At 54.3% G+C, this 25,929-nt stretch carries 27 protein-coding genes; 11 read left to right on the top strand and 16 right to left on the bottom strand.

The window, feature by feature from the left end; genetic code table 11:
* Positions 1–52: 52 nt before the first annotated feature.
* On the top strand, positions 53–1,207 hold the full coding sequence (locus AB9F26_RS05680) for an MFS transporter (protein WP_369767512.1): 1,155 nt from the start codon (positions 53–55) through the stop codon (positions 1,205–1,207).
* On the opposite strand, the gene AB9F26_RS05675 is transcribed toward AB9F26_RS05680, so the two are convergent.
* The 7 genes from AB9F26_RS05675 to AB9F26_RS05645 form a co-directional block, all read right to left on the bottom strand.
* Positions 1,204–1,413 (bottom strand): hypothetical protein, encoded by a 210-nt coding sequence (locus AB9F26_RS05675; protein ID WP_039002204.1) that lies wholly within the window; start codon positions 1,411–1,413, stop codon positions 1,204–1,206. The genes AB9F26_RS05680 and AB9F26_RS05675 overlap by 4 nt on opposite strands.
* 71 nt (positions 1,414–1,484) lie before the next feature.
* Positions 1,485–2,168 carry an SMC-Scp complex subunit ScpB gene (gene scpB, locus AB9F26_RS05670; RefSeq protein WP_335584872.1) on the bottom strand — a complete coding sequence of 228 codons (684 nt, stop codon included), beginning with the start codon at positions 2,166–2,168 and terminating at the stop codon, positions 1,485–1,487.
* A complete protein-coding gene (locus AB9F26_RS05665; protein ID WP_335584871.1) occupies positions 2,158–2,979 on the bottom strand; it encodes a ScpA family protein in 822 nt (273 codons plus the stop codon). Before AB9F26_RS05665 ends, scpB begins: the two co-directional genes overlap by 11 nt.
* Complete coding sequence (nagZ, locus tag AB9F26_RS05660) at positions 2,972–3,997, bottom strand: beta-N-acetylhexosaminidase (RefSeq protein WP_369767511.1); 1,026 nt, start codon at positions 3,995–3,997, stop codon at positions 2,972–2,974. The genes AB9F26_RS05665 and nagZ overlap by 8 nt, the downstream gene beginning before the upstream one ends.
* The gene (locus tag AB9F26_RS05655; protein ID WP_369767510.1) at positions 3,994–5,481 is read right to left on the bottom strand and encodes an SPOR domain-containing protein; all 1,488 of its coding nucleotides are present in this window, start codon (positions 5,479–5,481) and stop codon (positions 3,994–3,996) included. The genes nagZ and AB9F26_RS05655 overlap by 4 nt, the downstream gene beginning before the upstream one ends.
* A gap of 76 nt (positions 5,482–5,557) precedes the next feature.
* Entirely contained in the window at positions 5,558–7,300 is a 1,743-nt protein-coding gene (gene argS, locus AB9F26_RS05650; RefSeq protein WP_369767508.1) for an arginine--tRNA ligase, read from the bottom strand.
* 69 nt (positions 7,301–7,369) lie between these two features.
* The gene (locus AB9F26_RS05645; protein WP_335584867.1) at positions 7,370–8,554 is read right to left on the bottom strand and encodes a deoxyguanosinetriphosphate triphosphohydrolase; all 1,185 of its coding nucleotides are present in this window, start codon (positions 8,552–8,554) and stop codon (positions 7,370–7,372) included.
* Positions 8,555–8,624: 70 nt separating this feature from the next.
* On the opposite strand from AB9F26_RS05645, the gene AB9F26_RS05640 reads away from it, so the two are divergent.
* Both AB9F26_RS05640 and xth read left to right on the top strand, forming a co-directional pair.
* Entirely contained in the window at positions 8,625–8,948 is a 324-nt protein-coding gene (locus tag AB9F26_RS05640; protein ID WP_039002200.1) for an iron-sulfur cluster assembly accessory protein, read from the top strand.
* A gap of 31 nt (positions 8,949–8,979) precedes the next feature.
* A complete protein-coding gene (xth, locus tag AB9F26_RS05635; protein WP_369767507.1) occupies positions 8,980–9,786 on the top strand; it encodes an exodeoxyribonuclease III in 807 nt (268 codons plus the stop codon).
* Here the strand turns inward: xth and AB9F26_RS05630 are convergent.
* Both AB9F26_RS05630 and dksA read right to left on the bottom strand, forming a co-directional pair.
* Positions 9,783–10,967: an FAD-dependent monooxygenase gene (locus tag AB9F26_RS05630; RefSeq protein ID WP_335584865.1), complete on the bottom strand. Its 1,185-nt coding sequence runs from the start codon at positions 10,965–10,967 to the stop codon at positions 9,783–9,785. The two genes, xth and AB9F26_RS05630, sit on opposite strands and share 4 nt — an antisense overlap.
* A gap of 74 nt (positions 10,968–11,041) precedes the next feature.
* Positions 11,042–11,464 (bottom strand): RNA polymerase-binding protein DksA, encoded by a 423-nt coding sequence (dksA, locus tag AB9F26_RS05625; protein ID WP_039002196.1) that lies wholly within the window; start codon positions 11,462–11,464, stop codon positions 11,042–11,044.
* A gap of 183 nt (positions 11,465–11,647) precedes the next feature.
* On the opposite strand from dksA, the gene AB9F26_RS05620 reads away from it, so the two are divergent.
* The 6 genes from AB9F26_RS05620 to AB9F26_RS05595 all read left to right on the top strand — a co-directional run bounded on the left by AB9F26_RS05620 (position 11,648) and on the right by AB9F26_RS05595 (position 16,666).
* Complete coding sequence (locus AB9F26_RS05620) at positions 11,648–12,487, top strand: MoxR family ATPase (protein ID WP_335584864.1); 840 nt, start codon at positions 11,648–11,650, stop codon at positions 12,485–12,487.
* On the top strand, positions 12,484–12,927 hold the full coding sequence (locus tag AB9F26_RS05615) for a GNAT family N-acetyltransferase (RefSeq protein WP_335584863.1): 444 nt from the start codon (positions 12,484–12,486) through the stop codon (positions 12,925–12,927). The genes AB9F26_RS05620 and AB9F26_RS05615 overlap by 4 nt, the downstream gene beginning before the upstream one ends.
* Positions 12,928–14,295, top strand: a complete 1,368-nt coding sequence (locus AB9F26_RS05610; protein WP_039002193.1) for a DUF2927 domain-containing protein — start codon at positions 12,928–12,930, stop codon at positions 14,293–14,295. It begins immediately after the preceding gene.
* Between the two features lie 28 nt (positions 14,296–14,323).
* Positions 14,324–14,491: a hypothetical protein gene (locus tag AB9F26_RS05605; protein ID WP_169798746.1), complete on the top strand. Its 168-nt coding sequence runs from the start codon at positions 14,324–14,326 to the stop codon at positions 14,489–14,491.
* 1 nt (position 14,492) lies between these two features.
* Positions 14,493–15,674, top strand: coding sequence for a VWA domain-containing protein (locus AB9F26_RS05600; protein ID WP_369767506.1), 1,182 nt, complete (start codon positions 14,493–14,495; stop codon positions 15,672–15,674).
* 494 nt (positions 15,675–16,168) lie between these two features.
* The gene (locus AB9F26_RS05595; RefSeq protein ID WP_335584860.1) at positions 16,169–16,666 is read left to right on the top strand and encodes a hypothetical protein; all 498 of its coding nucleotides are present in this window, start codon (positions 16,169–16,171) and stop codon (positions 16,664–16,666) included.
* Between the two features lie 85 nt (positions 16,667–16,751).
* Here the strand turns inward: AB9F26_RS05595 and AB9F26_RS05590 are convergent, their stop codons facing one another.
* The 4 genes from AB9F26_RS05590 to AB9F26_RS05575 form a co-directional block, all read right to left on the bottom strand.
* Positions 16,752–17,300 (bottom strand): RSP_2648 family PIN domain-containing protein, encoded by a 549-nt coding sequence (locus tag AB9F26_RS05590; RefSeq protein ID WP_335584859.1) that lies wholly within the window; start codon positions 17,298–17,300, stop codon positions 16,752–16,754.
* Positions 17,293–18,492: an RSP_2647 family RNA methyltransferase gene (locus AB9F26_RS05585; protein WP_335584858.1), complete on the bottom strand. Its 1,200-nt coding sequence runs from the start codon at positions 18,490–18,492 to the stop codon at positions 17,293–17,295. Before AB9F26_RS05585 ends, AB9F26_RS05590 begins: the two co-directional genes overlap by 8 nt.
* 53 nt (positions 18,493–18,545) lie before the next feature.
* Complete coding sequence (locus AB9F26_RS05580) at positions 18,546–19,199, bottom strand: DUF6778 family protein (protein WP_335584857.1); 654 nt, start codon at positions 19,197–19,199, stop codon at positions 18,546–18,548.
* A gap of 192 nt (positions 19,200–19,391) precedes the next feature.
* Positions 19,392–19,559 carry an RSP_7527 family protein gene (locus AB9F26_RS05575; protein WP_335584856.1) on the bottom strand — a complete coding sequence of 56 codons (168 nt, stop codon included), beginning with the start codon at positions 19,557–19,559 and terminating at the stop codon, positions 19,392–19,394.
* Between the two features lie 231 nt (positions 19,560–19,790).
* On the opposite strand from AB9F26_RS05575, the gene edd reads away from it, so the two are divergent.
* Together edd and eda are read left to right on the top strand one after the other, a co-directional pair.
* A complete protein-coding gene (gene edd / locus AB9F26_RS05570; RefSeq protein ID WP_369767505.1) occupies positions 19,791–21,596 on the top strand; it encodes a phosphogluconate dehydratase in 1,806 nt (601 codons plus the stop codon).
* Positions 21,597–21,654: 58 nt separating this feature from the next.
* Positions 21,655–22,296: a bifunctional 4-hydroxy-2-oxoglutarate aldolase/2-dehydro-3-deoxy-phosphogluconate aldolase gene (eda, locus tag AB9F26_RS05565; RefSeq protein ID WP_335584854.1), complete on the top strand. Its 642-nt coding sequence runs from the start codon at positions 21,655–21,657 to the stop codon at positions 22,294–22,296.
* A gap of 47 nt (positions 22,297–22,343) precedes the next feature.
* On the opposite strand, the gene AB9F26_RS05560 is transcribed toward eda, so the two are convergent.
* From AB9F26_RS05560 to AB9F26_RS05550, 3 genes are read right to left on the bottom strand one after another with little or no spacing between them, the layout of a single operon-like run.
* Positions 22,344–22,760: a dual specificity protein phosphatase family protein gene (locus AB9F26_RS05560; RefSeq protein ID WP_335584853.1), complete on the bottom strand. Its 417-nt coding sequence runs from the start codon at positions 22,758–22,760 to the stop codon at positions 22,344–22,346.
* Positions 22,761–22,818: 58 nt separating this feature from the next.
* Positions 22,819–23,094, bottom strand: a complete 276-nt coding sequence (locus tag AB9F26_RS05555; protein WP_039002185.1) for a hypothetical protein — start codon at positions 23,092–23,094, stop codon at positions 22,819–22,821.
* Positions 23,087–25,870: a glutamine-synthetase adenylyltransferase gene (locus AB9F26_RS05550; protein ID WP_369767504.1), complete on the bottom strand. Its 2,784-nt coding sequence runs from the start codon at positions 25,868–25,870 to the stop codon at positions 23,087–23,089. The genes AB9F26_RS05555 and AB9F26_RS05550 overlap by 8 nt, the downstream gene beginning before the upstream one ends.
* Between the last annotated feature and the right edge of the window lie 59 nt (positions 25,871–25,929).

Raw genomic sequence — 25,929 nt, 5'->3', positions numbered from 1 at the left:
ACAATTCGGTTGTTATAGGGTTTTTCAAACTCCTATTCAAACGAGACCCGCCATGAACCGTTCTGTCCTGCTGTTGACCGCCATTGTTGGCGTGGTCGGGTCCAACTCTTTGGTCCTGTCGCCCATTGCCGCCAAAGTCGCCCTCTCCCTTGGAGCAGACTCACCCGCAGGCGTGATGACAGCCGCCGCTCTTTACGGCCTCGGAGTCGCTGCGGCAGCGTTGGTTCTAGCCCCCCTCGCCGACCGGTTTGGTGCCGCCCGATCTCTTCGCGTCGCCCTCGTTTTACTTGCCCTAGCCCTTGCAGCTTCCGCCTTATCCAGCACCGTATTCATGCTCTGTGTCGCCCAGAGTATCGCGGGAATCGGCGCCGGTGTAGCAATCCCCGCCCTCTATACCCTTGCCGCCCAAATCGCGCCAAAAGGCCAAGAGGCCCGCGTCATTGGCACGGTTTTGACGGGTTGGACACTCTCGATGGTCGGCGGTGTCACCCTTTCAGCCTATGTGGCCGACTTCTTTGGGTGGCAATATGTCTACGGAGGGCTTTGCTTTGCTGTTTTTGCGGTGCTCGTCCCTCTCGCGCGCATGGACCTCCCTCAGCAATTAGCAAGCCAATCCGCAACCTCCCCGCTCACGGCTTTAAAGGTTGATGGGATCGTCCCAGCGCTCGTTGCTGTCGCGCTTCTTGGACTCGGATTTTATGGGGTTTACAACTACTTAGGTGCGCATCTTGAAGTAAACCTCAATCACCCCGTGCGCGATGCGGGCATCCTAACGCTCCTCTATGGCCTCGGTTTCGCAGGGGCCATGGCCTTTGACGGGATCTTGGATCGGATCCCCGTTGTGCGTGGATTGGCGGGTATTTTCGCCCTGCTCACAGGGTTTTATCTGGTGCTCATTTGGGCGTCATCTAGCTATATGTTGCTGTTGTTGATCATCCCAGCATGGGGTATTTTGGAACATCTCGGCCTCAACCTAACCGTTGGATGGTTGACCCGCCTTGATCCCGCCCAACGCGGCGCGATTATGGGCCTAAACTCCGCGGTAATGTACCTCAGCGTTTTTGTGGCAACTCTCGTTTACCGTCCGGGCTTTACTCCTTACGGCCTCGCGATTTGTGGTCTCATTTCCGCCGGACTAAGCCTGTTTGCCGTGGTCTACGTCCTACAATCGCGCAGAAAAACGGCGGTTCCGACCGCTGTTGTCTAAAACTTCGAATTCCGGCGTGTCATTTGTGCGAGTTTGCGACTGCGCTTGGCGTCTTCTTTGGCTTGAATCTGTTGCTCTGGCGTCAATTTGGACGTGCTGCCCTTGCCCATTCCCGAGGCCATATTGATACCTTTGCTAATACCGCCGTTAACCAAGCGACGTAAAATCTGGTTGATAATCATCTTAATAATCCGGTCGATATTCATGTTCGCGTCCTCATCGTTGCTGTGCACACAGGCCAAGTATCGCATAATTTCAGCGAAACTGTGGCGTAATCTTAAAACATTTCGCCTTGATCAATACCATCTATCGATTCATCGTCGTCATCTTCAGTATGGTCTGGCATCCCTGGAATAAGTCCGGGCGGTGGTCGATTTTCCAACAATCCAGCGGCACGCAACTCTTTAAGGCCGGGCAGATCGCGCGCGTTCTCTAGACCAAAGTGATCCAGAAACCCTTGAGTTACAACAAAAGTTACCGGTCGCCCCGGTGTCATCCGACGCCGCCCGAACCGAATCCATTCCATCTCAAGAAGTTGGTCAATCGTTCCACGTGACACCGAAACGCCGCGAATTTCTTCTATTTCTGCGCGGGTTGCAGGCTGGTGATAGGCGATAATCGCCAGTGTTTCGATGGCGGCGCGCGAGAGTTTGCGCGTTTCCACAATCTCTTTTTGCATCAAGTAACTTAGGTCACCCGCCGTGCGCACGGCCCAAGCATCCCCGACCCGATTGATTGTCACTCCCCGCCCTTCATACCGTTTACGAAGGTAAACAAGCGCCTCCGACGCATCGCACCCATGCGGCATCCGTGCTTCGAGTTCGCGCACAGTAACGGGTTCGGAACTCGCAAAAAGAATGGCCTCAACCATGCGCTCTTGCTCGGCCAGCGGAGGGGCCTCAAACAGGCTCTCTTCCATTTGTGGGGCCGGATCGGCGAGGTTTTGGGGGTCAATCGCCATTGGAAACTGCCCTCTTTCTGATTTGAATGGCCGAAAATGCGTCACCTTGACGTATCTCGATTTGCCCCGCTTTCACCAACTCAAGCGAGGCTGCAAATGTTGAGGCCGTGGCGCTGCGCCGTTTTGCGGGATCAAAGTTCCACCCCTCCGGCAAATAGGTCTCAAGCCCCGTCCAATCCCCCGCATAGCCAATCAACCCGCGCAGGCGTTCAAGGGCTTGCTCCATGGTTAAAATCGAGTGGCGATCCAAAACAAAGGGGCGAAAATCGTCTCGGGTACGCGTGCGCGCATATCCCTGCATCAGGTCCAAAAGCGTCGCCGAATACGTCACTTTGCGCACGCGCTCCACGGTTTCTGGGAAGCCACGCGCAAAGAAATCCCGCCCTAATTGATCCCGAGCCATCAGTTGGGCTGCACAATCGCGCATCGCTTGCAAACGTTCCAACTGATAGGCCAAGTGCGCGGCCAGTTCTTCGCCCGTAGGCCCGTCTTCACCGGGAATCGGGGGCAAAAGGAGCCGTGATTTCAAGAAAGCCAACCACGCGGCCATAACTAAATAGTCAGCAGCCAATTCAATACGCAACGCCTTCGCTTGATCGATAAACCTTAGGTATTGCTCAGCCAATTCGGTCACCGAAATACGCCGCAAGTCCACCTTTTGGGTGCGGCTGAGCGACAACAAAAGGTCGAGCGGTCCGGCAAACCCCTCCACATCCACAATCAGAGATTCCGCCGCCAAACGTTCCTCAACAGAGAGGTCATCCGCTGTTTTTTTGGCCAATTCTTCTGATGCGAACAGGTTTTCAGACACGGCCAGCTCCAGACAAAAGTGCGCGATGTTCAGCTTCTAAAATGGAAATATCCGCGTCATCTGGGGCGCGGCGTGTCGCCAAGGCATTTTGCGCACGTATTTTCGCAACATCTGTCAGAGGGCCCGCGGCCTCGGCGACGGCTTCCATTTCCGACAGGATTCCGTTGCAATGCAAAACCACGTCAATGCCCGCTTCCCGACAGGCCGCCGCGCGTGTGGCTGGCGTTCCCGAGAGAGCTTCCATCGACAAATCGTCACTCATCAGTAGACCAGAGAAGCCGATATACTGACGGATCAAACGGATCATTTTTAGGGATGTTGTTGCAGGAACCGTGTCATAAGCCTCGTAAACAACATGAGCGCTCATCGCCATGGGGAGGTCATTGAGCGCCTTAAAGGGAGCAAAATCATGCGCCGCCAGAAGCTCGGCTGTTGCGTCTGTGCGTGGGAGGTCTTTGTGGCTATCAACACTCGCGCGCCCGTGCCCTGGCATATGTTTCGCCACAGGGAAAACGCCCCCATCACGCAAACCACTGGCAACCGCGCGGCCTATTTTCACAACCATTTCAGGGATTTCGCCATAGCAACGGTTGGCCAAAACACCATGAGTTTCCGGACGAACCAAATCCAAAACGGGTGCGCAATTTGCGTCAATGCCGACGGCCAGTAATTCCTGTGCCATGATCCGCGAACGCAAATACATGCTGCGCTCAGGGTGAGAGGACGTCGCGACCTCGTCAAGTGCTGGCAGCCATTCGCGCCAATGTGGAGCGCGCATGCGGGCCACGCGACCACCCTCTTGGTCGATCAATATCGGCGCGTCACAACCAACACTGTTTCGCAAATCAGATGTCAATTTTAAAAGTTGTTCGGGCGACTCAATATTTCTGGCAAACAGTATAAATCCAAAGGGCTTGATCCGAGCAAAAAAATCGGACTCTGCGCGCAGGAGTTCTGGTCCTAAACAGCCGAAAATGACGGCGCTTGTCGCGGTCTGAATAGCAGTATTCTCGCTCATTTACGTATCACAACGGAAATACATTCCGCTCCTTCAGCTTGAAGCGCGGCACAAAATTGGCGGGCTTCGTTGATCGTGTCAAACCCGTGCACACGCAAACGATAGAACGCGCGACCGCCACTTTCGGCTTGCTGGATGACCCGTATTTTTCCCGACATAAAGTCTTCAAATTTGGCCGCTTTCTTGTCCCATTCCGCGCGGGCAATTTCGGCACTTGGATAAGCGCCGAGCTGTGCCAAATTGGTACCGGCGGGTAGATTTTCAGGGGCTATTTCGACAGCACTTAATCCTTGCAACTCCCCGTCTTCGCCTACCTGTGTCGACGATACTGCGCTGGTTTGGCTCGCGATGATGCGTTGCTCCAAAACACGATCCGAGAAATCCGCAGGACGATCAAGAGGACGTGGCGATTTCGAAACGCCCGGTACTGAAATGGCTATGGCATCCGGCTGGAGATCATCACCGCTCAACTCGGTAGCAAGGGCTTGATCTTCGTTATCATCCAAGAGCACTTGTTCTGAAGCCGCAACAACATCCAACGCAGCAGGCGCTTTGATCGCAATCTCTTGCTTGGGCGTTTCGATGGAGATTTCTTCCGCAACGGCCTCTTCAATTTCATCAACCTCGGGCACCGAAGGAGTATCGAACGCTTGCGGGGCATTTGCTACAACTGCTTCAAGTTTTTTAGGGGTTTCGGGTGTCTGCTCCGAGCTTTTTTCGGTACCTTTGAGGGATATAATGGGGGCGGATAACACTCCATCCCCTTCCCGAATTTCGACCGGTGATGGCGCAAGAACCAACCGATCAGCTGTCGCTTCCGCCTCGCCTGCGGCCTGAACCGCGTTCACCGCGAGTCCTTGATAGGTCGCCAATTCGCCCCCTGGATCTTCGGGTTGAATGCGCATGGGCCCCTCAAGCGCTTTCACGATTGGAATGCCCGAAACGTCGCGCACAGCCAATCGATATCCCCAAAACCCAAGACCTAAAACCAAAGCAATGGACGTCGCCGCTCCGACAAGATTCAGTATTTTTGCCATGCGCCGCGTAGATTTGTGCTCAGGTTCCGGAATGGGGTCAGGCACAGATTGCACGCGGTTTGCTGGAACAAAGGTATAGGCGGATTCAGCCTCAGTGGCGTCCGCATCCAATCGGGATTCCGAACGGGAATAGACACGATCAAACGCCTCAGGTTGTTTGGAAACTTCGGGCTGAGGTGTATTTTGTGGCTGGTAAGATGGCGGTGGCAAATCCTCCAAATCGATGTCTTCACGGGGGCCACGACGGGTTGAACGGCTATCGTCCGCCTGCACTCCTGCGGGTCGACCTTGGACGTATTGTGTGGGATCAAAAGGCCGAGACGCAGTTTTCCGCGCCCCAGAACGGCCCGTCGGACGCCCGTCAGAATCCAGCTCCTCGCCAAGGGAGGGCAGGGAAAAATCCTGGGGTTTTTGGGGTCGCCCAGAGGGGCGCTCCTGCTCGCTCATGTTTGCCTCGCCACAATCTTAACATGGGGCAAATGCCCCCTGTATTGCTTAAGATCCGGCTCAATTGCCCTTGTCGTCAGCGCATTTCCTGAACCGGAGTAACTCCGAGAATACCAAGACCTGAAGAAATAACAACGCCTGCTGCCCGAATGAGCGCAATTTTAGCTTGCGACGTTGCCACTTCACCTTCTTGGATAAACCGAAGCGTCACATCATCGTTGCCAAGGTTCCACAAGGCATGCACCTCGGAGGCAATATCAAAGAGGTAAAACGCGATGCGATGCGGTTCATTTGTACGCGCTGCGATTTCGACCATTCGCGGCCATTCCGCGATTTTCTTGGCCAAGGAAATCTCTGACGGATGGATCAGTCCACTTAGATCGGCAGCGATCAAGTCTTTGTCTTCGCAGGAAATTCCCGCCTCTGTCGCCTTGCGCAAAACCGAGTTCACCCGCGCATGTGCGTATTGAACATAGAACACGGGATTATCTTTGCTTTGCTCCTGAACCTTGGCAAAATCAAAGTCCAGAGGCGCGTCATTCTTGCGGGTGAGCATCACAAAACGGGTCACATCGGGGCCAACCTGCTCGACAAGATCGCGCAACATAATGAAGGTCCCTGCCCGTTTGGACATTTTGAACGGCTCGCCATCCTTAAACAGACGGACAAGCTGGGTCAATTTCACGTCAAGAGAGACTTCGCCGCCCGAAAGTGCGGAGACCGCAGCTTTCATCCGTTTCACATAGCCGCCGTGATCCGCGCCGAAGACGTCGATCAACTGGTCAAATCCGCGCTCGATTTTGGTATAGTGATAGGCGATATCTGGGGCAAAATACGTCCATGCGCCATCTGATTTCATAACGGGGCGATCCACGTCATCGCCATGCTCTGTTGACTTAAACAAGGTTTGCTCGCGGGGTTCCCAGTCTTCGGGGAGCTTGCCTTTGGGAGCCTCAAGTGTGCCCGTATAGATCAAGCCTTGCATGCGAAGCGCCTCAATCGCGCCCTCGATTTGGCCCGTGCCATAGAGCGCTTTCTCGCTTGAGAAAACATCCATCTCAACACCCAAACTTGCAAGGTCTTCGCGGATCAAATGCATCATCGCGTCGATGGAAAAATCGCGCAACATGGGAAGCCACTCGGCCTCTTCCATTTTGGTGAGTTTATCGCCATAAACTTCGGCAAGCGTGTTGCCAACGGGGATCAAATAATCGCCCGGATAAGTGCCATCTTCAAATGCCACTTCTTGGCCAAGTGCCTCAAGATAGCGCAGGTAAACCGACCGCGCGAGCACATCAACCTGTGCGCCACCGTCGTTTATATAGTACTCGCGGGTCACGTCATAGCCCGCGTAATCCAGCAAGCTTGACAGCGCATCACCAAAAACCGCGCCGCGTGTGTGGCCTACATGCAAGGGGCCTGTGGGGTTGGCGGAGACAAACTCAACGTTTACCTTAATGCCCGCGCCCAGAGTAGAACGGCCAAAATTTGGGTCCGCAAGAGCCGTTTTGACAATCCCATGCCAAAGATTAGGAGCCAAACGCAAATTCAAAAAACCGGGGCCAGCAACTTCGGCAAGGTCAATGCGCGGATCCGCAGTCAGCTTGAGCGCCAAAGCATCGGCCACATCGCGTGGTTTCATTTTGGCGGGTTTGGCCAAAACCATTGCTGCATTCGTTGCCATATCGCCGTGAGCTGCATCGCGCGGAGGCTCAACTGCGACGTTCGCAAAATCGAGTCCTTCGGGCAAAATCCCCTCGGATGTCATGGCATTAAGGCTCTCGATCACGAGGCCACGAATTTCGGCAAAAAGGTTCATTCTTTGGTTCCTATAGCTATGCTCGCGGTTTAGCATGATCTACGGAACATTCAACCATTCCGATGCGCGTTAATCTTTAAACTCGATCTGTCCCGTCACGATATTATTGGGCTTCACGCCGCCAATCAGACGCTTGTGTTCTTGGATCGCAAATCGGTCCGTCATTCCCGAAATATAATCCGCCACAATCCGCGCCAATTCGGTTTCGCTTTCGCTATCGGCCACATCTTTGCGCCATTGTTTGGGCAGCAAATCTGGCTGTGTCATAAAGAGCGGAAACAATTCATCCACCATTTGCGTCACTTTTCCACGCATCTTCACAACCATCGGCGCGCGGTACATCCGCGCAAACAAGAACGCGCGGATTTCTTTTAGGTCTTTCCAAACGGGAGTCGAGAATTGGATCATCGAACGCCCTGCGGCACGAATATCTTCGACGGATTGCGGGTTGAGGTCTGCGAGGCGAGCCTTGCTTTCAACCAGCACATCTTCGACCAAAACCCCAAAGAACCGGCGCAGGGCTTCGTGGCGACGACGGTAATAATTCAGGTCTGGATATTTAGCATCTACCCTTGCAAAACAATCGCTTAGAAGCGGGAGCTCAGACAGATCATCAGTTGAAAACAGTTCCGCCCGCAACCCGTCATGCAGGTCATGCGAGTTATAGGCGATATCATCCGCAAGGGCGGCACATTGCGCCTCGGCGCTGGCATAGGTATCCAATTCCAAATCGTGGCGGGCATTATATTCAACCAGCGCATAGGGCAAATTGCCCGTGACCGGACCGTTGTGTTTGGCAATACCCTCAAGAGTTTCCCACGTGAGGTTGAGGCCATCGAATTCGGCATAGTGACGCTCCAAATCGGTCACAATCCGCAAGGCCTGTGCGTTATGGTCAAAGCCACCATAGGGCGCCATCAGCGCCGATAACGCATCTTCGCCCGTATGCCCGAACGGCGTGTGCCCCAGATCATGCGCCAAGGCCACGGCCTCAGTAAGTTCTTGATTAAGCCCAAAACTTCCCGCCAAAGTGCGCGCAACCTGTGCCACCTCAATTGAATGGGTGAGCCGCGTGCGGAAATAATCGCCTTCATGCTCAATAAACACTTGGGTTTTGTGCTTGAGCCGCCGAAAGGCGCTGGCGTGGATGATGCGATCCCGATCCCGTTGAAACGGCGAGCGATGGGCGCTTTCCTCTTCAGGAAACAGGCGTCCCCTACTTCTAGCTGGATCGGAAGCAAATTTTGCGAGCATAATGTTCTGCCTGTTGTCGCTGTGCGTTAGACACCTTATATGTGTTTGGTAACAGAATGGAAACGCGCTAATGATTTTGCCACCCCGAGTGACCCCCCGTGCCTTTGAACGCCTCGCCGAAATCGGTGCTGCGGGTGAAGGAAAAGTTTTGCGTGTGGCCGTCGAAGGCGGCGGATGCAGTGGCTTTCAGTATGAAATCAAACTTGACGAAGCTTTGGATGAGGACTTGGTCCTTGAAAGCGGCGGCGAGAAAGTTGTTGTCGACAGCGTCTCCCTGCCGTTTCTTGCGAATGCTGTGATCGACTTCTCGGAAGAATTGATTGGCGCACGCTTTACCATCGAAAACCCGAATGCCACCGCAAGCTGTGGTTGCGGCACCAGCTTTTCCATGTAAAACCTCTCTAAAAACTGGCGACGGGGCGAAAATGAAAATTGCGACATTCAATATCAATGGTATCAAAGCCCGTATCAACGCCTTGCCCGAGTGGCTTCAAGAGGCCAAACCAGACGTTGTTTTATTGCAAGAAATCAAGACTGTAGACGAGGGATTCCCTTCCGAACTTTTTGAGGACATGGGATATATCGTTGAAGTCCACGGCCAGAAATCCTTTAACGGCGTCGCGATTCTGAGCAAATACCCTCTCGAAGATGTCACGCGCGGATTACCCGGAGATGAAGCTGACGAGCAAGCCCGCTGGATCGAAGCGACTGTCATGGGCGACACGCCGATCCGCGTTTGCGGGTTGTATTTACCAAACGGCAATCCGGTGGAACTGGACTCCGGTGGGAAGCCCGTCGCAGGCGGTAAATTAGCCTATAAACTTGGGTGGATGGAGCGTCTCTATACCCACGCGCAGGCCCTTTTGGCCGAAGAAATCCCCGTTCTGATGACCGGCGACTACAATATTATTCCCCAAGCCGAAGACGCTGCCAACCCCGCCCAATGGGAAGGCGACGCGGCCTACCGCCCCGAAAGTCTTGCGATTTGGCGTCGAATCCTAAATCTTGGCTTCACCGAAGCTTTCCGCGCCCGCGTGCAAGGCCCTGATCACTATAGTTTCTGGGATTATCAGGCTGGCGCGTGGAACAAAAACAACGGCATTCGCATCGATCATTTCCTGCTGTCGCCGCAATGCGCCGACTTGCTGCTCGATTGCCAAATCGACAGCGAAGTGCGCGGCAAAGAAAAACCCTCGGACCACGTGCCTGTCTGGGTTGAACTCGCCGCTTAGGTGTTTTTTGTGACGTCGTGGGTGTAAATCCAGTCGAACTTTTTCGCGGCCATCTGGGGTGCGATGTGCGATCCGAGTTTAAGTGCCCCATGTGCCAATGTGCGAAACGGTCCCGGGCGCAAATGATAGTTACGCGCATTTTGACTTGCGGCCTCAATAATTCGCGATACCCTGGAAAAACGAGTATTTTGATAAAGCGCAAACGCCTGATCCGCAGTTTCCGCCGCAATCATCGCATCTGCCAAAACCCACGCATCCTCCAACGCCATAACCGCGCCTTGCGCCAGAAAAGGCAAAGTCGGGTGCGCTGCATCTCCTAGAATTGCCGCGTTGTTTTTGTGCCAGATTGGCGCAACCGGATGCCTGAAAAGCCCCCAAAGTTGAGTGGTCTTAATTTTAGCAAGGAGGGCCTGAACTTCGGGGCGAAACGCAGCGAATGCGGTCCGCAAATTATCCGGATTGTCGGCATGATTCCAGCCTTCGTCAGCCCAAAGATCTCGCTCTTGAACCGCTACGATATTGGTCATTGACCCATCGCGTAACGGATAGCAAACGAGGTGACATCCGGGGCCCATATAGACCTTAACGGTCGTCTCGTTTCGGGAGTTTTCGGCAGAGGGCACAATTGCACGCCACGCGACTTGGCCCGTAAACCTTGGCGGCGCTTCACCGTTGAGCGCCGCGCGCACCTTAGAATGCAAGCCATCCGCGCCCAGCAAAATATCACAGGCAATTTCTGTGCCATCTTCCAGCTTCAGACGCGGGGCCTCTGCAGAGACATCAACGGCTTCAATGCGTTGTCCTAATTTAATTTCAACACCAGCAGCGCGGGCGGCCTCTTCAAGGAGGCCAATAAGATCGGCGCGATGGACAAAATAATAGGGAAACCCGTCGCCGTTTACGTCCAAATCAAGCGAGAACACAGGACCGCCGCGCCGAAAATCCAAAAGCTCTACGCGGCGTCCCCGTCGCGCGACGTTTCTAAGCGCGTCCCCCATCCCCAAGGCCCGCAAAACTGCAAACCCGTTGGGTGAAATTTGAAGGCCTGCCCCGACCTCTTTGATCTCGGGCGCTTGCTCATAGATCGTAACCTGCGCCCCACGATGCGCCAACGCTGTGGCGACGGTTAAACCGCCGATTCCCGCGCCAAGGACGCTAATTTTTTGACCAATGAGCAACATAGAACTGCCTTAACGCAAAACCGCCGCTGTATGAATACGGCGGCGGCTTTAATTATTGGTTATTATAAGAGCGCTTAATCGTCGCGGTGAACTTTTTCACGGCGCTCGTGAGATTCTTGTGCCTCAAGGGACAATGTCGCAATGGGGCGCGCTTCAAGACGTTTCAACGAAATTGGCTCGCCAGTGACCGCACAATATCCATACTCTTCTTCGTCAATCCGACGAAGAGCGGCATCAATTTTGGACACCAGCTTGCGTTGACGATCCCGTGTGCGCAACTCAAGCGCGCGGTCGGTTTCTTCCGACGCACGGTCGGCAACATCAGGAATGTTGCGCGTTCCGTCTGCGAGACCTTCAAGGGTGTCTTTGCTTCCCGCGACAAGCTCGTGTTTCCAATCCAGCAATTTGCGGCGGAAATACTCTGTTTGGCGGTCATTCATGAAGTCTTCGTCCTCAGTGGGACTATAGTCTTCGGAAAAGATTTCAGTGGCTTTCATGCCTGCTCCTCGTACAGTCCTGATACCTTAACTTTGAGTGAGTCGGTTATCAGGCGCCCTCATACTGCGCGTGGTTTATTGCATCCTAAACCGATTGTCACCCCGATTTAGCCCCCCATTGAAGCATTTTCACCATGACGGTAAGCTCAACGGACACTTTACAGATAGGCCACGATAAACCTTATGAAATTCACTGGTACGGACGCTTATGTAGCGACGCAAGATTTGACGGTTGCCGTAAATGCGGCAATTACTTTGGAACGTCCCCTTTTGGTAAAAGGCGAACCTGGAACGGGCAAAACCGAACTCGCGGTTCAAATCAGCAAAGCGCTCAACATGCCGCTGCTGGAATGGCACATCAAATCGACGACCAAGGCGCAACAAGGGCTCTATGAATATGATGCGGTCAGTCGCCTGCGCGATAGCCAGTTGGGCGACGAACGCGTGCACGATGTGCGCAATTACATCAAAAAGGGCAAGCTTTGGCAGGCTTTTGACTCGCCTGAGCGGGTGATTTTGCTGATTGATGAAATTGACAAGGCCGACATCGAATTCCCGAACGACTTGCTCCAAGAGCTCGATAAAATGGCTTTTAACGTCTATGAAACAGGGGAAACAATCAGCGCGAAACTGCGCCCGATTGTGATCATCACATCCAATAATGAAAAAGAACTCCCAGACGCCTTCTTGCGTCGTTGCTTTTTCCACTACATTCGTTTTCCCGATCTCGACACGCTAAAAGCGATCGTCAAAACGCATTATCCGAACATAAAAGAACAGCTTTTGACCACAGCTTTGACCCAATTTAATGAAATCCGTGACACCCAAGGGCTCAAGAAAAAGCCCTCCACATCCGAGGTATTAGATTGGTTAAAACTATTGCTTGCCGAAGACCTCACCGCAGAAGACCTGAAACGCGATGCGCGGTCGTCCCTTCCGAAACTTCACGGGGCATTGTTGAAGAATGAGCAAGATGTTGCTCTCTTTGAACGCCTCGCCTTTATCGCACGAGGGCAACGATGACCGTCCATATTAGGCCCCTAACACTTGAGGACAAATCCGAGTGGAGTCGCCTTTGGCGCGGATATCTGTCCTTTTACAAAACCACCCTTCCCGACCACATTTATGACGTATATTTTGAGCGCCTCTTGGGGGATGACCCGCGCGATTTCAACGGGTTGATCGCAGAGATTGACGGTAAGCCTGTTGGCCTAACCCACTATATTTTCCACCGCCACGGATGGAAAATTGAAGACGTTTGCTATCTGCAAGACCTCTGGGCCGATCCGCATGTGCGCGGCAAAGGCATTGGGCGCGCCCTCATTGAAGCCGTCTATGAAAAAGCCGCTAAGGCGGGAAATCCGTCCGTTTATTGGAATACCGCTCAAGATAATGCCCAAGCCCGTCAGCTTTATGATAGGATTGCAAGTCTGACCCCTTTCCTCAAATATCAGGGACCATAAATGTTTAAAAAAATTGCCTTCCTCCTACTTCTTTCAGCCTGTGCAGCGCCAACGGTCCATGAACCTACCGCCCGCAGAGATTCTCGAACCCAGTTTGACGGCAATACATTTCCCGCGATGAAAACCTTTTCCGGCACCGCTATTCCACGGGCCAATCGCTCCAATAGCCAGATCGCACAAGACTTCCTTGATCTTTCGTTTCGTCTGGAAAGTGGCCGCCGGATCGAAACCCTGTCGCGCTTTGAGGGGCCGATCACCGTCCGCATGAGCGGCAAGCGCCCGCCGGGTGCCGACAACGAATTGGCCCGCCTTTTGGCGCGTATCCAGCGCGAGGCTGGCATTCAGATCACGATGGTTCCCCAGAACAAAACTGCGTCGATCAATATAGAAACCATTTCCCGTAGGACGCTGCAAAAATACTTGCCAAACGCGGCCTGTTTTGTGGTGCCACGCATTACGAATTGGTCCGATTACAAGCGCAATCGGCGTGGCGCCGTCACCGATTGGACGACCCTCAGATCGCGTCAACACACCGCGATTTTCATCCCAAATGATGTGAGTACACAAGAGTTTCGGGACTGTCTGCACGAAGAACTGGCCCAAGCGCTTGGGCCACTAAATGATCTCTACCGTCTGCCGGACAGCGTGTTTAACGATGACAATTTCCATACAATCCTTACGGGCTTTGACATGCTCATTCTGCGCACCTATTACGCGCCAGAATTGCGCTCCGGAATGACCAGTAGCGCGGTTCAAGCCGCTCTTCCCACGGTTCTCCAACGCCTTAATCCATCGGGAGGCGCTGTGCGCCCGGCACCTGCCCTTCAAACGCCCGTAGAGTGGAAACGCGCCATTGAGACCGCGCTTTCACCGGGGAATCCAAAACAAAAACGCACACAGTCCGCCGCACAAGCCGTTGAAATAGCACAAAAATATGGCTGGACGGATACACGACGCGCCTTTTCCCACTATGTGTATTCCCGTATGCTTTTGTCGACAAATACGGATTATGCCCTCAAACAATTTCTCACAGCACGCCAATATTACATTCAGACGGGCAACACCCAAGCACAGTTAGCGCATATCGGGATGCAATTAGCGGGGTTTGCCTTGATCGATGGCAACGGCAAAGCCGCGCTGCAAATCGCGGACAGCCATCTGGCCGACGCCCGCGCCTCAGAGAACGCTATTTTGCTTTCAACCCTCCTGATGATTAAATCAGAGGCCCTCCTCCTTTTGGGGCGCGACGCAGAGGCACAGGCCGTCGCCCTCGACAGCCTTGGCTGGGCACGATATGGGTTTGCCGATATAAACGCGATCCGCCGTCGCCAAGCCGAGATTTCAGGATTGGTTTCAACACGGTCCTAGCGCGGTTCAATGCCAGAGTGAGAAATATATGAACACAATTTTTGCCTTGATCGCCGGTGCCCTTGTCGGGGCGCTTTTTGCCCGTCGTCGCGAGGGTGCAACCTTGGATTATGTCCATTACGCAACCGTTTTCGCCCTGATTTTCGGCCTCCTTTCAGTCATTATCACGTTGATTTTCGCACGCGCCGTGGGTTGACATGTTCCTGCGCTTTTTCACCGAAATGCGCAGCCAGAATGTCCCCGTGACTCTGCGCGAGTTTCTGGTGTTTTTGCGCGGCCTTCAGGCGGGAATCGCGACCTATGACATCGAAACCTTCTATTATTTCGCGCGCAGCGCGATGGTCAAAGACGAACGCCACATTGATCGTTTTGACAAAGCCTTCGCGCTAAGTTTCGACGGCATCGCTGAGATTACGGATGCCCAAGTCCTTGAGGCAGTTGATATTCCCGCTGATTGGCTCGAGAAAATTTCAGAAAAGCACCTCACCGCAGAGGAAAAAGCCGAAATCGAAGGTTTGGGCGGGTTTGATAAACTGATGGAGACCCTCAAAGAGCGTCTCAAGGAGCAGCAAGAGCGCCACCAAGGCGGCAACAAATGGATCGGTACCGGCGGCACCTCCCCCTTTGGCGCGCATGGCTACAATCCCGAAGGCGTGCGCATTGGGCAATCCGAAAGCCGCCATCAACGCGCGGTCAAGGTTTGGGACAAGCGAGAGTTTCGCGATTTTGACGACAGCGTTGCCCTAGGGACGCGCAATATCAAAGTCGCGTTGAAACGGTTGCGCAACTGGGCGCGCGATGGAGCGAATGAAGAGCTTGATCTCGATGGAACCATTCGTGCCACTGCCCATAACGGCTATCTTGATGTAATCACCCGCCCCGAGCGGCACAACGCGATCAAGGTTGTGCTGTTTCTGGACGTCGGCGGCAGTATGGACGCCCATATCAAACTGGTTGAGGAACTTTTTTCCGCCGCACGGAGCGAATTCAAACATCTCGAACACTATTATTTCCACAACTGCCTCTATCAAGGGGTGTGGCGCGACAATTCCCGTCGCTGGAACGCGCAAATCCCCACGTGGGATATTCTGCGCCGCTATGGAACGGATTACCGCTGTATTTTCGTGGGCGACGCATCGATGTCCCCCTATGAAATCGCCTATAAAGGTGGCGCGAACGAACATTGGAATGACGAATCTGGGCAAACGTGGCTCGAACGCGCCTGTGAGCAATGGCCAAATCACGTCTGGATCAACCCACTGGACCAGAAATACTGGCCCTACACCCAATCCATCGACATGGTTCGCGATATTTTTGATGACAAAATGGTCCCAATGAGTCTTGATGGGCTTACAAAAGCGATGAAAATCCTGACATAGGCGGAAAATGTCCGACTATTTTGTCCGAAATTTGGCCTCATTTCTGTAATATTTTACCGCATCGACTTATTGCTCGAGGTTCACACAAACCTCCGACCCTAAATCGCATATTCAACTATACACTTGGAAATGCGGCAAAAATTATACCTACAGCCCCCCTGTGACGTTTTGAGTACGTCAACCCGCCCAAACTGTGCAGAAATGCAGATGAGACCTGCATTCGCGCCTGTGCAACTTTCCGCGCATGTTTGGTGCGGTCTTGCACAGCGCTACCTTGAAAAAAGCACCCTTTTATGATATTTTACTCATTCGGTGCGAGGGCGTTCTATTTCAACCCCCTCACGAAAAAATGACTTAGTTTCCAAAGACTAAGATCATTTTACTGTGAACGAAGCTCCCCTTTTTAAAGCTGCGAGCACCGCATATCTGTCTATCATAGAAACGCGGCAACGATTGCTGAATCAGGATCTTGTCGCATCCAAATGGAGACTATCATGTTTAACAAAATAACTCTTTCCGCTCTCGCTCTTGCAGTAGCCCTTCCTTTCGCTGGTGCTGCCAATGCAGGTAACGATCAACTCGCTAAAATTGCAGGAGTTGAAGCTGGCGTTTATACAACAGCGGAATTGATCCAAATCGACCAAGCACGCAAAACTCAAGACGATGAAAAACTGAATTTTTACCTCTTGGGTGAAAACCGCGTGTCGCGCGCAGACTACACTGGAAATGTAAGCGGTGGCGTCGCTGAATTGGCTGCTATCGAAGGCGTATCCACCAATGGATACTCTGCTTCGACTCTCATTGAGCTTTCTGTAGCCGAAAACGAGAATGATCTGGAAAAAATCGCGTTCATCAAAGCGCGCGCTGCAGGTGAAATCAGTGAGATCGCACCGAATGCTGTGAGCCCTGGCAAACGTCAACTTGCAGCCGTCCTTGGCCTTGACCCTGCGTCCTATACAACTGCGGAATTGATCGAGATTGCCGATTGGTAAGCGACTTGGTTAATACCCCTTTAACGGAAAAAGAGGCGGCGTGGATTACACCCCGCCTCTTTCTAATTCTGCCATCGCACAGCATTTAGACTTGCTCTACGGCCTTGCCAAATCTTGGTAAACGGGCCTTTTTAAAGAGTTTGCGGGTTTCGATATCCGTACCAGACAGACGGCGTGCTTCTGTTGTTATCTCAGCTGCGATATCGTTCATTATCTTGGGATGTGTCGTACAAAACGCCCGCAGAAAATTATCGGGATCAAAGCGGTCCAGCCCTTCTTCGGCCAGAATATTCCCCGGAAAATCTTTGCGATTCATCGTGACAATAGCATCCGCATGCCCTGCGATTGCAGCGGCAAAAACGTGAATGTCGTTGGCATCGGGTAGGTAAAGTCGGCGTTCAAGCCCCTTGGCCTCGGCGATGCAGGAACGCGGGAATTCCGCTTTTAAAACAGTCACTTCCCCACGAGCGATCATTTCGCCAACAGGGCCAAGCCGCGCCGCGGCCCGCGCCCATTCTTCCAAGATACGTTCCGACCAAAGCGGCGTATAAAGCCCCGCACGCGCAGCCCCAATGAGGGCTGCACGCATAACGGTAGGATAGAGGACACAAGCGTCGAGAAGGATCTTAGACATCAAGACGGAAAGTCAGCGCCTTGAGGTATCCACTTTCTGCTAAATGCGGCAAAAGCGGGTGATCGGGGCCGGCGAAATTCGTGCTGACCAGTTGCATACGTCGACCAGCGCGGCCGATTCCACGTGCACTTGAATTGCGGAACTTCTGGAGGTCTGCAGCGTGAGAACACGAACACACAACCAGATAGCCTCCCGGTTTTACCAAGGTTGCCGCAAGACGGGCAATCCGTTCGTAAGCGCGCAAACCTGCTTCGAGCGACTTTTTGGAAGGGGCAAAGGCAGGTGGATCACAGACGACGACGTCAAAGGTTTCGCCCTCTTCGGCCAAAGCGGCCAAGACGTCGAACGCGTCGCCTTTGCGGGTGGTGAATTTATCCTCAAAGCCACTGGCAACAGCCCCTTGGCGGGCGAGTTCGAGCGCGCCTGCGGAGCTATCAACGGCCAGTGCCGATGTCGCGCCGCCAGCCAAGGCCGCGAGGGAAAACCCGCCAACATGCGAGAACATATCAAGGACTTTTGCGCCTTTGCTGAGCTGCTGGGTGAAGGCGTGGTTGGGTCGTTGGTCAAAGAACAATCCGGTTTTCTGGCCGCCCAGAATGTCCGCCATATAGGTGGCACCATTCATCGGCACAGGGATTGGCGCGTCGATTTCACCTGTCATTACAACAAGTTCCTCGGTCAGCCCCTCAAGACTGCGGGCGCGGCCTGTGCCGTTTTTCACAACGGTTGTTACACCGGTGACCTTAATCAAGGCGGCACTCAATGTGTCAAAGAGCTCCTCTGCCCATGCGGCATTTGGCTGAATCACGGCGACATCGCCAAAGCGGTCGATCACGATCCCTGGAAGGCCATCTGCTTCGGCGTGCACAAGCCGATAAAACGGCGTGTCATACAGCCGTTCACGATGGTCAAGCGCACGGCGAAGCTTGGCCTCAAACCATGCCGCGTCAATCGTGGCCTCTGGATCACGGTCCAGAATACGGGCGATGATTTTGGATTTTGTGTTGAGTGTCACAACGCCCATCGGGGCGCGATTTGTGTCTTCGAGAATGGCCAAAGCACCGGACGCCAGCGCTTTTGTGCGGCGGTCTGTCACGAGTTCATTGGCGTAAACCCAAGGGAAGCCGTGGCGGATTGCGCGAGCTTCGGCGTTGGGTTTAAGGCGGATAATGGGATAAGAGGGATGCGTCATGCCCCCTCTTATGCGTAATTTTCAGCTATGGAAAGGGTCTTACGCCCTTTGTGCTATGCGGCGTCGTCCAAAACGTTCGTGGAGGGGCTCACGGTAAACATTTGACCCGGATTTCCTTCAAGTCGCGTGCTCAATTGGGTCAACTCACGTTGCAAGACACCTGCAATATGGGAGGTAATACGCACCTTTTGCGTCAAACCACGTTGTTCCGCTGCAACGGCCCGCGCGCCACCATAGCCATTTAAGTCGGCCTTGATCACTTTTGAGTCCATCAGAAGCGCGCCCGTTTGAGAATCCCGTACATTCATAACGAATTTGATCGAATGAACACCGCCGACGGAATAGCGCGCCCGCTCGGTCAAGGAATGGAACCGAAGGACTTGTATGTCAACGACGACATGGCGCTTGCCGCTAAAGGCTTTCGCACCGCGCCCCATTCCGGTTGTAAAGATAGAGGCAACTTGATCGTGGCGGTCGCCAAGCACATCACCGCGCCATACAATGTCGGCAAATGGGTAAAAAAGATGCGCCTCGGAGACCTTCAGCGATTCTGGTACAATAACGTTGACAGCATCAACGGTAAGAACCGCTGGAGCCATAACAACTGGAAACGCGGGAGTTGTGCCTCGGCTCACTTGTTCGGTGCCAGCACATGCTGAGAGTGTTAGGGCCACGGCAAAAACGCATATAGCTTTGATAGATTTCATCTTTCACCTCTGGGCTTCTGCCCTGTTTTCTGCTCACATTAACTTTGGAGGTGAATTGGGGCGACAATGCGCAGGATACAGGGCAATTTCGCGCTCATGATGGGGCTTTATCGTGAAATTCGTAGCCTTAGAAAACCAAAAAGGGTCGCGTTTTCACGCAACCCTCGACGGATCTTGTAGATTTAGTAGGTCTTACGCGCTTGTTGCGACGGGCTTTGCTGCACCGCTATGCACAAGACGGCTCACGAAGGCGCCAATGGCTTTAACCATATCGCGTGTTGCTTGTGCGCGAAGGGCGCGTGCGCGTTTTTCAATTTCAAACATGTCGATTTTAGTATTGTTATTGATCACTAGAGCCATGGTAGGCCTCCTACGGATAAGTCGATAATTTCTTACCTTCCATTTAGGCCAACTGGCTTTGCGTGACTACAGATGTTTCGACATGCCCGACTTGCGTTTTTCGAATACCTTAGGAATGCGCGGGTATTGTCAAAATCTGGTGAACAAGTTGAACTCTCTATTGTTAGCGCTAACAGGATGTGCTACCTGCCCCTATCACTTCCCTTTCCTCCTTGGCCCAAAGGATATGACATGACCGTCAACGCTCAACTCCAAGCCGTCACCGACCGTATTATTCAACGCTCCAAACCCAGCCGTGACATTTATCTGTCCCGCATGCGCCTTGCCGCCAGTGAAGGGCCGCGTCGCGCGCACCTCTCCTGTGGTAACCAAGCACACGCCTATGCGGCTATGGGCGATGACAAGGATACACTTGCCGCCGATCGCGCGCCCAACCTTGGGATTGTGACGGCCTATAACGACATGCTCTCGGCGCACCAACCGTTTGAGACCTACCCTAACCAGATCAAGGAAGCCGCGCGGTCTGTCGGTGCTACAGCGCAAGTTGCTGGTGGCGTTCCGGCCATGTGCGACGGCGTCACCCAAGGCCAAGTCGGCATGGAATTGTCGCTCTTTTCACGTGACGTGATTGCCTTGGCCTCAGGCATTGCCCTCAGCCACAATACGTTTGACGCGGCGGTTTTCCTTGGCGTCTGTGACAAAATCGTTCCTGGAATGGTGATGGCAGCAGCGACCTTTGGCTACCTTCCAACGGTCTTTATCCCCGCTGGCCCCATGAGCAGTGGCCTCCCCAACGACGAAAAATCCGCCGTGCGCAAGAAATTTGCCACCGGAGAAGTGGGCCGCGACGCGCTTATGGCTGCGGAAATGGCCTCCTATCACGGCGCAGGCACCTGTACGTTTTACGGTACCGCGAATTCGAACCAGATGTTGATGGAATTCATGGGCCTTCACCTGCCCGGAGCGTCCTTTGTGCCACCCGAAGGTGATATGCGCGGCGTCCTTACCAATGCCGCAGCCAAACGCGCCCTTGAAATCACCGCCTTGGGGGACGACTACACCCCCGTTTGCGACATCCTAGACGAGCGTGCCTTTGTGAATGGCATCGTTGGCCTGATGGCCACGGGCGGCTCGACCAATCTTGTGCTGCACCTCCCTGCTATGGCGCGCACGGCGGGGATTATCATCGAGTTGCAAGACTTTGAGGATATCTCGGCCATCGTTCCCTTGATGACCAAAGTTTATCCAAACGGCCTCGCCGACGTAAATCATTTCCACGCGGCGGGGGGCCTTGCCTTTGTTATTGGCGAGCTTCTGGCTGCGGGTCTTCTCCACCCCGATGTAAAAACCGTCATGGGCCAAGGCCTTGCGCCCTACGCGCTTGATCCCGTGCTTATTGACGGAATTGTTGAGTGGAAAACTGGCCCCAGCAAGAGCGAAAACGAAAAGATTTTGCGCCCCGCAACCAACCCATTCAACACGGCGGGTGGCTTAAAACGGCTCTCAGGCTCCCTTGGGACTGGCATGATGAAAGTCTCGGCGGTGGAGTCCGCGCGTCAAACCCTCACTGCACCGGCTCGTGTTTTCGCCAGCCAAGATGCCGTAAAAGACGCCTTCAAAGCGGGGGAATTCACCACCGACACGGTGATCGTCGTGCGCTTTCAAGGGCCCAAGGCCAACGGTATGCCCGAATTGCACGGCCTCACGCCCTGCCTCATGGTGCTGCAGGATCGCGGCCTCAACGTGGCCCTTGTTACCGATGGCCGCATGTCTGGCGCATCGGGCAAGGTTCCGGCCGCCATTCACGTCTCGCCCGAAGCGGCCGTTGGTGGACCACTGGCCAAATTGCGCGATGGCGATATCGTCGAGGTTGACGCGATCAACGGCAAGCTCAACGTCCTTGAGGTAGGGTTTGACGCGCGTCCCGCCGCACAGCCCGATCTGTCGGACAACGGCCACGGCATTGGCCGCGAGTTGTTTTCGGTGTTCCGCGATAACGTTGGCTCCTCCACTGAAGGCGCGGCTGTTGTCGTTTAGTTCGAGACATAATATAAGCCGCCCAGCGGCCCAAAATTCCTTTTAGGAGACCCCCAAAGTGACCCCACAAGACGCTAGCAAACGCGCGACCGAAATCTGCCTTTTGGCGCCTGTTGTCCCCGTTCTCGTTGTCGATAACGTGGCCCACGCGCGCCCCCTCGCCCAAGCCCTGATCGCGGGCGGGCTTCCTGCTCTCGAAGTAACCTTGCGTACGCCTTGCGCTCTTGAGGTCATCCGCGAAATGGCAAAAGTTGCCGGCGGTGTTGTCGGTGCGGGCACCCTGCTCACCCCTCAAGACGTCAAAAACGCCATCGAAGCTGGCGCGACATTTGGTGTGTCGCCTGGCGCGACCGATCTTCTTTTGGATGCCTGTGAAGAGTTGGGCTTGCCGCTCCTGCCCGGAATCGCGACCTCGACCGAGGCCATGCGCCTTTTGGAACGTGGCTATACCACCCAGAAGTTTTTCCCCGCAGAAGCCAATGGCGGCGCCAAAGCGCTGGCCTCCATCGGCGGTCCGATCCCGCAAGTGAAATTCTGCCCAACGGGCGGCGTGTCCCTTGCGAATGCGCCCGATTATCTCGGCCTTTCCAACACGCTTTGTGTCGGCGGAAGCTGGGTCGCGCCGAAGAAACTCGTCGAAGCTGGCGATTGGGAGGGCATCGAAGCCCTCGCCCGCGAAGCCGCAGCGCTTTCCCGCTAAGACCCTAAATTCAAAAATCCCGCTACGTATATGTGGCGGGATTTTTACTAGGGCCGAAAATCCTCAATAAAGGCGCGTTGCTCTGCAGTATCTGGCACATCCACACCCCGTGCCTTTGAGACCTGAACAAGTGCTTCCTGCGCCGTCGCACCAAATCGCATCAGCACCCCACATGCCACCATCCCCGAGCGACCAATTCCTGCGCGGCAATGAACTGCCACCGATTTGCCCGCCTCTAAATCGGTGCAAATCAGGCGCAAGATATCAGCGAATTGCTTACCATCCGGCAAGGCAAAATCGGCAATCGGCATATTGCGAAACTCAATTCCTTCTGCGGTACATTGCTCCGCCTCACGGGCCAATCCTAGCTTGTCCGCCTCGATTGCTTCCAAAAGGGAAACAATCGACTGAACGCCTCTTTTTGCCAACACAGAAAATGCCGCACTCTCAGCTGGATGTGGCATGATAAAAAACGCTCCTCGCGCAGGAGTCGCGACGGCAAACGCTTCAATCGTTGACACGTTACGTGCGACCAGTACGCCGCCCCGACCAGCCGCCACGGCGTCCTGTGACAGCGGGTTCCAACAAACTCTCCTTGAGAACCGTGAGCATGGGATGCCCCTCTGGACCCTGTTGATATTGCACATTTAGCGCCTCAAGCGCCTCACGCGTATCCACATCAGCTGGTACACTCAACGCCCAATCGACAAACACCGAACGACATTCCGCGTCCGTGATGCCATCCATCGAAAAACAATCTTTAATCAATCCCTTGGGATCAAATCTCGCATCAGTCATCAAGGGGCTCCTTTGGTTGGCCAAACAGGTCTTCAATAACCATTTGGGCGGAATTCGCGGCTTCCGCAAGGCGATTTCTCATGTCATCGAGGCTTTCACACCCTGTTTCCCGCAAAAGAAAATGCACCCCGCCAACTCCGATGTCCTCAACATTCAATGGCCCCTCATTCAAAAGACGCGCCGCCGCTTGCAACTGCCACATTAATTGTCCCGCCTCCATAAGAGTTTGTTTTTGCGCAGGTAATAGATTTCCTGCCTGAATTTGCTCGGCGACGGAAAAGCCGGTAAATCCTGCCATCAAGGCCACCGCTTGCGCACAAAGTTCTACATCTTGCAAACGGCCTTCGCCGATTTTTGCGTCGTTGTCCCCCTGTGGAGTTTTTGCGACAGAAATACGCGCGCGCATTTCGGCAACCTGCGGAATCACCCGATCCGCAGCACCGTTTTGCCCAAGAACCTCCGCCCGAAAAGCTTCAAACTCTGCCGCCAGTGCCTCGTTGCCAGCCACAGGTCGCGCCCGCGTCAGGGCCAAATGCTCCCAAACCCAAGCTTCCTCAAGTTGATAGGACTTGAACGCGGCCCAGTTAGTGGCAACGGGGCCAGCGCGCCCAGAGGGCCGTAACCGCATATCCACTTCATACAAACGCCCCTCCGCCATTGGAGCCGAAAGCGCCGTAACAAAAGCCTGCGTTAAACGGGCGAAATAGGTCCGCACCGCCAAAGGCCGCCGCCCGTCACTCTCCTCAACATCTTGCGCGTCATAAATCACGATGAGATCAAGGTCAGAGGCGGCATGAAGCCTGCGCGCGCCAAGGCTGCCCATCCCCAAAACCACGCCCCCACGTCCCGGAACCGTGCCATGTTTGCGCGCGAATTCCACCCCGACGACGGGCCAAACCTCGGCCAAAACTGCCTGCGCCAAATCCGCATATTGCTGACCTGCTTCGTTTGCCGAAATCAATCCACGCAGGTGGTGCACACCGATCCTGAAATGCCATTCCTTCATCCAGCGGCGCACCGCGTCCAACTGGCTTTCATAGTCGGAATAGCCCGCGAGCAAGACGGAAAGGTCGCCTTGAAGCGCCTCTAAACCCGGCCAAGCATCAAAGAAACTTCCGCCGATAACCGCATCAAAAACTTGTGCATTGCTGGCCAGATATTTGGCCAAATTCGGGGCAATGCTGGAGATATCCAGAATAAGGTCAATGAGTTGTGGATTGGCCTCAAAGAGCGAGAACAACTGCACCCCAGCAGGTAATCCCGCTAAAAACCCATCGAATTGCCCCAAGGTTTGCTCAGGATACGCCGAAGCCATCACGCGCGACAGTATCTCGGGCTTCAAGCGTTCAAATATATGCACCGCACGCGAGGACCGTAACGCGGGATAACTCGGCCACCCTGCCATCACATTCTTCATCTCGGCGCTCACTTCGGGGGCCGCGCGGGCTTGCGTGGGCGCAAAGAAGCTCTCGGTCAGGTCATGGACCTCTTCCAACCGCTCACGAATTTCGCGTTTCAAAACAGAGACATCGCCCTGCCCCATGAAATTTGCCAACCGTTGAAACCCTTTCTCGGTCTTTGGGAGGGTGTGGGTTTGGGCGTCGGAAATCATTTGCAAACGGTGTTCAACTTCGCGATGGGCCCTATAATGTGTGGCCAAAATCTTGGCCGTCTCTGACGGAATCCAATCCTTTTTTGCCAACTCCCCGAGCATCGCAACAGTGCCCCGCCCGCGCAATTCACGGTCACGCCCCCCTGCGATCAACTGGCGGGTTTGGGTGAAAAACTCGATTTCGCGAATACCCCCGCGACCCAATTTCATATTATGTTCCGGTAGGGTAATCGCGCCCGTAAACCCGTTATGCGCGCGAATTTTTAGGCGAATATCATGAGCGTCTTGGATCGCGGCAAAATCCAGATGCTTTCGCCAAACGAAAGGGACCAGTCGTTCCAGATAGGCCTCGCCCGCATCAATATCCCCCGCTGCAGGGCGCGCTTTGATATGGGCCGCGCGCTCCCACGTACGCCCCATGCTCTCGTAATAACGCTCGGCGGGGTCCATCGCCATACACACGGGCGTCGAACTCGGATCAGGCCGCAACCGCAGATCAGTGCGAAACACATATCCGTCGCCCGTGACCTCCGAAAGCAGCGTTGCCATCCGGCGAGTCGCGCGAATAAGGCTGGTGCGAGCATCAAAATAGGAGTCATCTTCGTATTGGCTTTCGTCGAACAGGCAAATGAGGTCGATATCGGAGGAGTAATTCAACTCGCCCGCGCCCATTTTCCCCATCGCGAGCGCAACCATGCCGCCCGTAACTTCCTCGGAATCGCGCGCAAATCCGGGGAGTTTTCCGCGCCGCGCTTCTTGGGTAACTGTCGTGCGGATCGCGCGGTCGACGGCGGTATCGGCCAAATCCGTGAGGGCCTGTGTGACCTGCGCCAAATCCCAAACGCCGGCCAAATCCGCAAGCCCCGCCAACAGCGCAATACGGCGTTTCCCGCGGCGCAATCCAGCGGCCATTTCATCGGGCGCAAGGGCTTTCAAGTCGTCCAAAGCCAGTGCCAAAGCCTCCTCTGGCGCACCATTGAGCGCGGGCGAAATCCACTCGGCTTCGCGGCACATTAAGCTAAACAAATAAGGCGAACACCCCGCCGCCCCTGCGATCAAATCCCCAAGGGGCCCCGTCACATCTGGCAAGGCCGCGCGCGCGTCAATTCCGCGATCAGGGTCAAAAGGAATCGGCGCGCGGGTCATACGATTTTGAAATGTCATTTTTTGATCGTGCGGGGGAAAGACGGGAGGGTCAATAAGCCTTGTGGACCCTGAAGAGA

Origin of the sequence: Falsihalocynthiibacter sp. BN13B15, from assembly GCF_041205415.1 — a bacterium.
Taxonomy (GTDB): Bacteria; Pseudomonadota; Alphaproteobacteria; order Rhodobacterales; family Rhodobacteraceae; genus Falsihalocynthiibacter; species Falsihalocynthiibacter arcticus.
Note: the sequence above shows the minus strand (reverse complement) of the source record. Positions and strands in the feature narration are given on the sequence as shown.

Coding starts and splice junctions, on each gene's coding strand:
- AB9F26_RS05680 (WP_369767512.1), top strand. CDS start 53: ATGAACCGTTCTGTCCTGCTGTTGACCGCCATTGTTGGCGTGGTCGGG.
- AB9F26_RS05675 (WP_039002204.1), bottom strand. CDS start 1,413: ATGAATATCGACCGGATTATTAAGATGATTATCAACCAGATTTTACGT.
- scpB (WP_335584872.1), bottom strand. CDS start 2,168: ATGGCGATTGACCCCCAAAACCTCGCCGATCCGGCCCCACAAATGGAA.
- nagZ (WP_369767511.1), bottom strand. CDS start 3,997: ATGAGCGAGAATACTGCTATTCAGACCGCGACAAGCGCCGTCATTTTC.
- AB9F26_RS05655 (WP_369767510.1), bottom strand. CDS start 5,481: ATGAGCGAGCAGGAGCGCCCCTCTGGGCGACCCCAAAAACCCCAGGAT.
- argS (WP_369767508.1), bottom strand. CDS start 7,300: ATGAACCTTTTTGCCGAAATTCGTGGCCTCGTGATCGAGAGCCTTAAT.
- AB9F26_RS05645 (WP_335584867.1), bottom strand. CDS start 8,554: ATGCTCGCAAAATTTGCTTCCGATCCAGCTAGAAGTAGGGGACGCCTG.
- AB9F26_RS05640 (WP_039002200.1), top strand. CDS start 8,625: ATGATTTTGCCACCCCGAGTGACCCCCCGTGCCTTTGAACGCCTCGCC.
- xth (WP_369767507.1), top strand. CDS start 8,980: ATGAAAATTGCGACATTCAATATCAATGGTATCAAAGCCCGTATCAAC.
- AB9F26_RS05630 (WP_335584865.1), bottom strand. CDS start 10,967: ATGTTGCTCATTGGTCAAAAAATTAGCGTCCTTGGCGCGGGAATCGGC.
- dksA (WP_039002196.1), bottom strand. CDS start 11,464: ATGAAAGCCACTGAAATCTTTTCCGAAGACTATAGTCCCACTGAGGAC.
- AB9F26_RS05620 (WP_335584864.1), top strand. CDS start 11,648: ATGAAATTCACTGGTACGGACGCTTATGTAGCGACGCAAGATTTGACG.
- AB9F26_RS05615 (WP_335584863.1), top strand. CDS start 12,484: ATGACCGTCCATATTAGGCCCCTAACACTTGAGGACAAATCCGAGTGG.
- AB9F26_RS05610 (WP_039002193.1), top strand. CDS start 12,928: ATGTTTAAAAAAATTGCCTTCCTCCTACTTCTTTCAGCCTGTGCAGCG.
- AB9F26_RS05605 (WP_169798746.1), top strand. CDS start 14,324: ATGAACACAATTTTTGCCTTGATCGCCGGTGCCCTTGTCGGGGCGCTT.
- AB9F26_RS05600 (WP_369767506.1), top strand. CDS start 14,493: ATGTTCCTGCGCTTTTTCACCGAAATGCGCAGCCAGAATGTCCCCGTG.
- AB9F26_RS05595 (WP_335584860.1), top strand. CDS start 16,169: ATGTTTAACAAAATAACTCTTTCCGCTCTCGCTCTTGCAGTAGCCCTT.
- AB9F26_RS05590 (WP_335584859.1), bottom strand. CDS start 17,300: ATGTCTAAGATCCTTCTCGACGCTTGTGTCCTCTATCCTACCGTTATG.
- AB9F26_RS05585 (WP_335584858.1), bottom strand. CDS start 18,492: ATGACGCATCCCTCTTATCCCATTATCCGCCTTAAACCCAACGCCGAA.
- AB9F26_RS05580 (WP_335584857.1), bottom strand. CDS start 19,199: ATGAAATCTATCAAAGCTATATGCGTTTTTGCCGTGGCCCTAACACTC.
- AB9F26_RS05575 (WP_335584856.1), bottom strand. CDS start 19,559: ATGGCTCTAGTGATCAATAACAATACTAAAATCGACATGTTTGAAATT.
- edd (WP_369767505.1), top strand. CDS start 19,791: ATGACCGTCAACGCTCAACTCCAAGCCGTCACCGACCGTATTATTCAA.
- AB9F26_RS05560 (WP_335584853.1), bottom strand. CDS start 22,760: ATGCCACATCCAGCTGAGAGTGCGGCATTTTCTGTGTTGGCAAAAAGA.
- AB9F26_RS05555 (WP_039002185.1), bottom strand. CDS start 23,094: ATGACTGATGCGAGATTTGATCCCAAGGGATTGATTAAAGATTGTTTT.
- AB9F26_RS05550 (WP_369767504.1), bottom strand. CDS start 25,870: ATGACATTTCAAAATCGTATGACCCGCGCGCCGATTCCTTTTGACCCT.